At 34.8% G+C, this 8,661-nt stretch carries 4 protein-coding genes; 2 read left to right on the top strand and 2 right to left on the bottom strand.

Features of this window, described 5'->3' with window-relative positions:
• Positions 1 to 138 precede the first annotated feature (138 nt).
• On the top strand, positions 139 to 1,770 hold the full coding sequence (locus tag HKP48_RS04560) for a M1 family metallopeptidase (protein WP_296343283.1): 1,632 nt from the start codon (positions 139 to 141) through the stop codon (positions 1,768 to 1,770).
• A 741-nt stretch (positions 1,771 to 2,511) separates the two neighbouring features.
• Here the strand turns inward: HKP48_RS04560 and HKP48_RS04565 are convergent.
• On the bottom strand, positions 2,512 to 3,969 hold the full coding sequence (locus tag HKP48_RS04565; protein ID WP_296343285.1) for a magnesium chelatase: 1,458 nt from the start codon (positions 3,967 to 3,969) through the stop codon (positions 2,512 to 2,514).
• Positions 3,970 to 3,977: 8 nt separating this feature from the next.
• Entirely contained in the window at positions 3,978 to 5,120 is a 1,143-nt protein-coding gene (locus tag HKP48_RS04570) for a VWA domain-containing protein (RefSeq protein ID WP_296343287.1), read from the bottom strand.
• A 115-nt stretch (positions 5,121 to 5,235) separates the two neighbouring features.
• On the opposite strand from HKP48_RS04570, the gene HKP48_RS04575 reads away from it, so the two are divergent.
• Positions 5,236 to 8,445 carry a hypothetical protein gene (locus tag HKP48_RS04575; RefSeq protein ID WP_296343289.1) on the top strand — a complete coding sequence of 1,070 codons (3,210 nt, stop codon included), beginning with the start codon at positions 5,236 to 5,238 and terminating at the stop codon, positions 8,443 to 8,445.
• Positions 8,446 to 8,661: the final 216 nt, after the last annotated feature.

The following is an 8,661-nucleotide window of genomic DNA, read 5'->3' on the forward strand; positions in this document are numbered from 1 at the left end:
TGATACTTGAGCGGATTAAGAATAATAATCAACGCCTAAAGGAGTTTGCATTATATGCCATTACAGGGCAATCCGCTTGGGAATTATGGAGAACAAGTGCTAATTCAGTCATATATTAGAATATAGCCAAAAATTATAATGAAAAAAAACTTATTCATATTATTAGCTTTGAGCTCATTTTTGAGTATCGGACAAGGCTTACTTTCAGAAAAAGAAAACTTTACACGTCAAGACACCTTAAGAGGCAGCGTAACACCTCAACGTGCTTGGTGGGATTTAACCTATTACCATTTAGATGTAGAAGTTAAACCTGAAGAAAAATTTATTTCAGGAAAAAATACTATTAACTATCGTGTTTTAAAAGCTAAACCAGAATTACAAATAGACCTGCAAACACCTATGAAAATCATCAAGGTTATCCAAGATGGTGAAGAATTAAAAGTTAGGTCTGAAGGAAATGCACACTTTATTAAAGTAACTAATGAGCAACCAGTAGATGCTATAAAATCTTTAGAGGTTTTTTATGAAGGTTATCCGCGTGAAGCAAAACGTGCGCCTTGGGATGGCGGATTTTCTTGGAAAAAAGATAATAACGGAAAGCACTTTATCGCAACCTCAAATCAAGGCTTAGGTGCTAGTGTTTGGTGGCCAAATAAAGACCACATGTATGATGAAGTAGATAGTATGCTTATCTCGGTAACTAACCCTAAAGGATTAACCAACGTATCTAACGGTAGACTACGAAAATTAGAAGATTTAGGCGATAAAGTAAAATCACATTGGTTTGTATCAAATCCAATAAACAACTATGGTGTTAATATAAATATTGGTGACTATGTCAATTTTTCCGAAATTTATAATGGTGAAAAAGGTAAACTCGATATGGATTATTGGGTTTTAATAGATAATCTTGAAAAAGCCAAAGAACATTTTAAAGATGCACCAAAAATGATGAAAGCTTTTGAGTATTGGTTTGGTCCATATCCATTTTACGAAGATAGTTTTAAACTTGTTGAAGTCCCTTATTTGGGCATGGAACACCAGAGTTCCGTTACCTATGGTAATCAATACAAAAATGGCTATTTAGGTCGTGATTTATCTAACACAGGTTGGGGCTTAAAATTTGATTTTATCATAATTCATGAAGCTGGTCACGAGTGGTTTGCTAATAACATTACCAATAAAGATATTGCAGATATGTGGATACATGAAAGTTTTACCAATTATTCCGAAAACTTATTTTTAGATTACTACTACGGAAAAGAAGCCTCCGCAGATTATGTCATAGGTACAAGAGCAAATATTAAAAACAAAACGCCAATTATTGGGCAATATGATGTAAATAATGAAGGTTCAGGCGATATGTATTATAAAGGTGGAAACATGTTACATACCTTACGTCAATTAGTAGAAAATGACAGAATATGGCGAGAAATACTTCGTGGTTTAAATAAGGAGTTTTATCATCAAACAGTAACTACAAAACAGATTGAAGATTACATTTCTAATAAAACTAAAAAAGACTTTAGCGCTTTCTTTAATCAGTATTTACGAGATACTCGAATTCCTACTTTAGAATATAAAATTGAGGACAATCAATTCAAATTTAGATACGTTGATATTGTCAAAGATTTTGATATGCCAATTGAAGTTGAAATTAATGGCAAAACTGAATGGATTTTTCCAACGTCTAAATGGAAAACAAAAAATATAAAGGTTTCAAATTTTAAAGTAGATAGAGATTATTATATCTACTCAAAACAAGTCTAATGTAATAATTCCAGTATCCGCTTGGAACAACATTTCAATTAAAGGATGAAAATAATAATGTGGTATTTAGTAATCTATCAAAGAAAAGAGAATTTAAAATTAACAAGTCTTATAGACTCACAGTAAATCCACCTTATAAAGAATCAAGTAATGTGTACTATCGCAGTGAAGTTAAAATAGAAATAAAAATCATGTTTTCAAGTTTAGCAGGAATAATACCATTTTATAGCTTCAATCTTAGCTTTAATTAAAGGTACCTCAGTACTTAGCAACACAAAAGGAACTAAAAGACATAAAATTGTAGGTTATGCCTATTCAGTTTCTATGTTTATATTACTTGTTTCGTCTTTTATGATATATAGGCTGCACGGAAAATTTAGCATTCTCCATTGGTTTGCTTTAATCAGTAGTATAGTTTTAGTCCTAGGCTTAATACCAATGATAAGCAAACGTCCAAAAGATTATTATAGCTTCCATTTTAGTTTTATATACTAGAGCGTAATTGGACTCTACTGTGCCTTTGCAGCTGCGATACTAACAAGCATTCCGTTTTGGTTAGAATTAAAACACAACATCACAGTGATATTCTATGCAATTGTAGGTATTGCTACAGTAATAGTAGGCAGCATAGGTTCTATTTACTTCTAGAAGTATAAAAAGAAATGGAGTAATTTTAATTGAATATGCATAACATTGACGATGATAAAAAAGGGAAGCAAATAACTTCCCTTTTTTTATATTTTACAATCCACTAATATAACTTCCATAAGGGTCTTTAAACTGAAGACCTTCAGAATAGCGATACTTACTTAATTTTTTAAATTGTGTTAATCCCCAAAGAATAAATTCTTTTTCAAAATAGATATCTTCCTTTTCTATGTCTGGTTGATAATCAGCAAGTAATGCATCCAACGGTGTAACCTCATCAAGTTTTGCTCTATAAGTTACGTCATCATAATCATCTAACAATTCAAACCCGTCTGAATTGAAAAACCACGAAATTAAATCATCATATGGTGTTTCTTCATCTTGCTTTTGCAATTTTTCAACCTTAGGAAAATATCTAGGGAATAGGGTTTTAATAGCACTATCCATCAATGCATTTGCCACGAAATCTGCACCTTCTTGTTCGCCTTCATAAACTAACTCAACTTTCCCTGTAATTGCAGGAATAACGCCTGTAAAGTCGGAAAGTCTAATTGTAGTTTTTTCGTCTCCTGAAAGTAAGGCTCGTCGTTCAGCTGTACTTAATAAGTTTTCGAAAGCCGTAATACTCATTCTGGCACTGACTCCACTTTTTGCGTCTACGTATTCACTTTCACGAGCTTCAAAACTAATTTGTTCTAAAAGGTCTTTTGCCAAATCTGGAACGTGGATAGATTCAGACTGTCTAGAATCTAGTTTTGCTTCTTGCGACGTTATGGTCCTTGCCGTATCTACATTATCTGGGTAATGCGTTAAAATTTGGCTTCCTATTCTATCTTTTAAAGGTGTAACTATACTTCCGCGATTGGTATAATCTTCTGGGTTTGCAGTAAATATAAACTGCATGTCTAATGGTAATCGCAACTTAAATCCTCTAATCTGAATATCACCTTCTTGTAAAATATTGAATAATGCGACTTGAATTCGAGCTTGTAAATCTGGTAACTCGTTAATAACAAAAATGCATCGATTCGCTCTAGGAATCATTCCGTAATGAATCACTCTATCATCTGCGTAACTCAATTTTAAATTGGCTGCTTTTATCGGATCAACATCACCAATAATATCCGCTACTGTTACATCTGGAGTTGCTAATTTTTCCGCAAAACGCTCATCACGATGTAGCCAAGTGATTGGTGTACCATCTCCCTTTTTATTAATTAACTCCACAGCATATCGAGATATAGGCTGCAATGGGTCGTCATTAATTTCAGAACCTTCTACGATAGGAATAAATTCATCTAGCAAATTCACCATCATTCTTGCTAAACGTGTTTTTGCTTGACCGCGCAACCCGAGTAAGTTAATATTATGTCGTGATAAAATAGCACGCTCCAACTCAGGAATCACTGTATTCTCATAACCGTGGATACCTTCAAATGTTATTTTTTTATGCTTAATATTCTCAATCAAATTATCTCTCAATTCATCCTTTATGGATTTTGATTGATAACCTACTTGTTTTAATTCTCCAAGTGTTTTTATGTTTTTCATTTTAGCAATTATCCTTTAATTCTTCTTTTTCTATTATTCTCGTAATCTTCAAAAATCATTTCGCCCAAACCTTTTAATCCAGTGTAGAATGCCTTTCCTCTGTTTGCTTGTGTGAATTCTCTAACAAACTGCATCAAATACGGGTCTTCGGCAATCATAAACGTTGTAATTGGTATGTGTAATCGTCGGGCTTGTTGTGCCATGGCATAACATTTATTGGTAATGTATGGGTCAAGTCCATTACTATTTTTATAATATTGACCATCTGGTAATCGTAAGCAACTTGGTTTACCATCAGTAATCATAAAAATTTGCTTATTAGTATTTCGCTTACGCCGTAACATATCCATTGCTAATTGTAATCCTGCCACCGTATTTGTATGATATGGACCAACTTTAAGATAGGGTAAGTCCTTAATTTTTATAGGCCATGCATCATTACCAAAAACTAAAATCTCTATGGAGTCCTTTGGATATCGTGTTGTAATTAACTGCGACAATGCCATTGCTACCTTTTTGGCTGGTGTAATTCTGTCTTCACCATATAGAATCATACTGTGACTTATGTCAATCATTAGCACGGTACTCATTTGGCTTTTATGTAAGGTTTCTTCAACCACCAAATCATCTTCGGTTAAACTAAAATCGCTAATGCCATGATTGATCTGAGCATTACGCAAACTTTCGGTTATAGACACCTTTTCTAAAGCATCACCAAACTGATAAGCTCTAAAATCTCCCGTGTGCTCATCTCCTATTCCTACACCTTTACTCTTATGATTTCCAGCACCGCTTCGTTTTATCTTTCCAAAAATGTGGTCTAAGGCTTGTTGGCGTATTGCACGCTCGGTTTTAGCAGTGATTTTCAACCTTCCTTTCCCATCACCTTCAACCACGTCAGTTGTGTCAATTTCTTCACGAATATAGCCTTTGTTTTTAAGGTCTTCTATAAAATCGTCAATTGTGTAATCTGGAGCGGTTAGCTCGTACTCCTTATCTAATTGTCTTAGCCAATCGATAGCTTCATCAAAATCTCCTGAAGTGTAAGTAATTAACTCTTTAAAAATATCAAAAAGTTTATCGAAAGGTGATTGATTAGGTGCTTCGTATTTTTTGAATACAAAACCCGATTTTTTTCGTTTTTCTTGCATAGCAGTATAAAAATACCGCTTTTTAATAGCTTACCGAAAGCATTAACATCTCTTTTAGAAAACCTATTCAACTTTTCATTAATTTTAAGCTTTACTCAACTAACCTTAAATACTAATGAAACAGTTTTTCTCCTTTGTTATGCTTCTCTGCGTAACATTTATTTCTGCGCAAGAATTTTCAATGGACATGGTAAAAAACATGGAGCCTAGAAATATTGGCCCTGGTGGCATGTCTGGTCGTGTAACAGCTATTGATGTTGTTGACAATAACCCTGATATAATGTACGTCGGCACAGCTTCTGGCGGACTTTGGAAATCAACTTCTGGCGGTATTAAATGGGAGCCTATTTTCGATAAAGAACTAACAGCCTCCATTGGAGCTGTTGAAATACAGCAATCTAATCCAAGTGTTATTTGGGTCGGAACCGGAGAAGGAAATCCTCGAAACTCGCTAAATGGTGGTTACGGTGTTTACAAGTCGCTAGATGGTGGTAAAACTTGGATGGCGATGGGCTTAGAAAAAACGCGTCATATCCACAGAATTATTGTAGACCCAACAAATCCTGATGTAGTTTATGTTGGGGCAATTGGTTCACCTTGGGGTGAACATCCAGAACGTGGTGTTTTTAAAACAACTGACGGTGGAAAAACGTGGAATAAAATTTTATTCGCTAATAACAAAACTGGGGTTGCCGACATGGTTATGGATCCAACAAATCCTAATAAATTATTAGTAGCCCTATGGGAACACAAACGCGACCCGTGGTTTTTTAATTCTGGTGGAAAAGGTTCTGGTCTGCATATAACGCATGATGGCGGAAAAACTTGGAAGAAATTAACAGATAAAGACGGATTACCTAAAGGTGATTTAGGGCGAATAGGAATCGCAATCGCTCCTAATAAACCTAACATAATTTATGCATTAGTGGAAGCAAAAAAGAATGCGCTTTACAAAAGTGAGGATGGTGGTTTTACCTGGAAAATGATTAATAATAAAAGTGATATTGGAAACAGACCTTTCTATTATTCTGAAATTTATGTTGACCCGCAAAATGAAAATCGCGTGTATTCTGTGTTCACTTACGTAAATGTTTCTGAAGATGGTGGGAAAAATTTTAGTCAACTTATGCCTGCTTATGGCGTAAGTAATGGAGTGCACCCAGACCATCATGCATGGTGGATTCATCCTGAAGATGGGAGTTTCATGATTGATGGAAATGATGGTGGAATGAATATTACTAAAGATGGCGGAAAATCATGGCGTTTTTTTGGTAATCTACCTGTGGCGCAATTCTATCATATCAATGTAGATAACGAATATCCATATAATGTATATGGCGGAATGCAAGATAACGGATCTTGGCGCGGACCAGCATACGTTTGGCGCGCTCAAGGTATTAGAAATAGTTACTGGCAAGAAATTAGTTTTGGTGATGGTTTCGATGTTGTGCCAGACAGAGACGATAGCCGTTATGGTTGGTCTATGAGTCAACAAGGAAATGTGACACGCTACGATTGGCAAACCGGAAATAATTATGGCGTAAAACCAACACATCCAGATGCTAATGTAAAATTACGTTTCAATTGGAATTCTGCAATAAACATTGATCCATTTAATAATAGTACTATTTATTTTGGAAGTCAGTTTGTACATAAATCAACAGACAAGGGCGAAACGTGGACTGTAATTTCTCCAGATTTAACTACAAATGACCCAGAAAAACAAAAACAATCTGAAAGTGGTGGATTAACTATGGACGCCACTGGTGCAGAAAACCACACTACAATTTTAGTGATTGAACCTTCACGGGTTGAAAAAGATATGCTTTGGGCTGGCACAGATGACGGTCGTGTGCATTACACAATTAATGGTGGAGATTCTTGGACAGAAGTCACAAAAAACATAAAAGGTCTACCTAAAGGAAGTTGGATAGCACAGATAAAAGCCTCTAATAAAAACAAAGGTGAAGCCTTATTAATAGCAAATGATTATAGACGATTTAACTATACGCCATATGCTTACCGAACAAAAAACTATGGAAAAACTTGGGAACGAATTGTAGATGAAAATGATGTACAAAGCTATACCCTTGCTATTGTTGAAGATATAGAAGAACCAAACCTAATGTTTTTAGGAACTGATGATGGTTTATACATCTCTATAAACGCCGGTGATAAATGGACAAAATGGACCAATAATTTTCCTACAACATCGGTTAAAGATTTAGTAATTCATCCTAGAGAGCATGACTTAGTCATTGGAACTTTTGGACGTGCCGCTTGGGTGTTAGATGATATTAGACCTTTAAGAGAAATGGCTAGAAATACATCAGTAATGACATCAAACATCAAATTATTTAACCCACCAACAGCATATCAAGCCGCTTACCAACAACCAACAGGAAGTCGTTTTGGTGCAGATGCTATGTATCATGGTGAGAATAGAGCTGGTGGTGCGCGTTTTGCGTATATGTTTAATAAAAAGGATGCCGTAAAATCAGATATTAAATCAGACTCAAAAAAAGATGATAAAAATATTAGTGACAAGAAAGTTGGAAACGAAATAAAATGGGATTCATTAACACTAAAACTTTATGATGGGTCTCGTTTAATTAGAACATTAAAACAAAAAGCACCTAAAGAAAACGGCTTACAACGTTGGACGTGGTACATGGATGAAGCTGGAAAAAATAGACCATCGAGACGCATTCGTAAATCCACAAAAGAACCAGGAGGTGTCTCAGTAAAACCTGGAACTTATAAAGCGGCATTACATTACGGTGATCAAATCTCTGAAACTATGGTGACTGTAGCATCAGACCCTAGACTTAATATTTCTCAGAAAAACATAAATGAAGTTTATTCAGCATCAAAAGAACTAGAAGACATTTCACAGACACTTGCAGATGCTTCAAAACAGCTTATTGAGAGTAAAAATATTGCTTCTAATTATCAGAAAAAACTAAAAAAACTAGATAAAGAAGCCTATGAAGACCAAATTAAAGCATCTGATTCTATCGTAAAATCAATAGATTCATTATTAGACAAATACTTCGGAAAAAAAGATGACCGCCAAGGTATCACTCGTAACCCTGAAGTTACAGCATTACAGCGCTTACGTATGGTAAGTGGTTACATTCGTAATAGTCAAACCGGATTAACCTCAACCGAGACCACTTTGATGAAGCATGCAAAAGATGCTGTAAAAGAATTATTGAGTGAAACTAATGCGTTTTTCAATAATGAATGGAAAACTTATGAAGCGGATATGAAAACGCTTCAAATCAACCCATTTAAAGAGACGAAAACATTTGGGATAGATTAATTCGTTAAAAATCAAATCATTATGAAACGAGCATGCTAAACATATTATCACCCAAAGGAATGATTAATAGCGAACAGCATGTGTCTTTAAAAAAAACAAGGCTATATTCTAATATATGACTGAATTAGTACTTGTTCTCCATAATTCCCAAGCGGATTGCCCTGTAATGGCATATAATGCAAACTCCTTTAGGCGTTGATTATTATTCTTAATCCG

Origin of the sequence: Winogradskyella sp. (assembly GCF_013042245.1) — a bacterium.
GTDB lineage: Bacteria > Bacteroidota > Bacteroidia > Flavobacteriales > Flavobacteriaceae > Winogradskyella.